This is a genomic window from Novacetimonas pomaceti (assembly GCF_003207955.1).
In the GTDB taxonomy this organism is placed as follows: Bacteria; Pseudomonadota; Alphaproteobacteria; order Acetobacterales; family Acetobacteraceae; genus Novacetimonas; species Novacetimonas pomaceti.
In genome coordinates, this window is record NZ_NOXG01000137.1 from 1 (window position 1) to 583 (window position 583).

Genomic DNA, 583 nt, shown 5'->3' on the forward strand with positions numbered 1-583 from the left:
TCTCACACTTGAGGCAATTTCGGGTCATTTTGTAGAATTCAGTCATCCCACAGGAGCCCGATCTGGAATATTGACGATATTCTGCTTCTGGCGGCGGGTTCTGAACGCAGTGAGGGTGTCACGGCCTGAGAAGGCAGTGTTGGTGGAAGCTATGTGGTCTGTGCACTGTCTGTTTCTTCAGATGGCCTGCCGGAGCCTTCGCAATCGTGCATGAGCGAGGGCGAATTCATGCTGACAGGGGAACATGTCCGGCATGGACAGGACAATCCGACGGACGCTGAGCGTTACACGTGTCGCGATTTTGAGCAGTCGTGCGCGTATGGTGCCACAGGTCGCCGTCTCCAAGCTGGTCTGGCCAAGGGCCAGTCTTTGCAGAGCGGTCAGCAGGACATAGGCTGCGGCCGAGAACCACAGCCGGAGCTGGTTGGCCCGGATGGTGTGGGACGAGGTCCTGTCTGAGAACAGATCCATCTGGCATTCCTTGATGCGGTTTTCCATATCCCCGCGTGCGCAGTAAATCTGTTCGTAGAGATGGCGGGGGTCGGACATTCCCTGCGGTAGCGTGGTGACAATAAAGCGATGA

1 protein-coding gene is annotated in these 583 nt (G+C 56.6%); it reads right to left on the reverse strand.

The features are described 5' to 3' along the window. Window positions 1–177: 177 nt before the first annotated feature. Window positions 178–583, reverse strand: a 406-nt coding sequence (locus CFR71_RS16060) for a transposase (RefSeq protein WP_165832149.1), incomplete at its 5' end; no start/stop codon positions are given.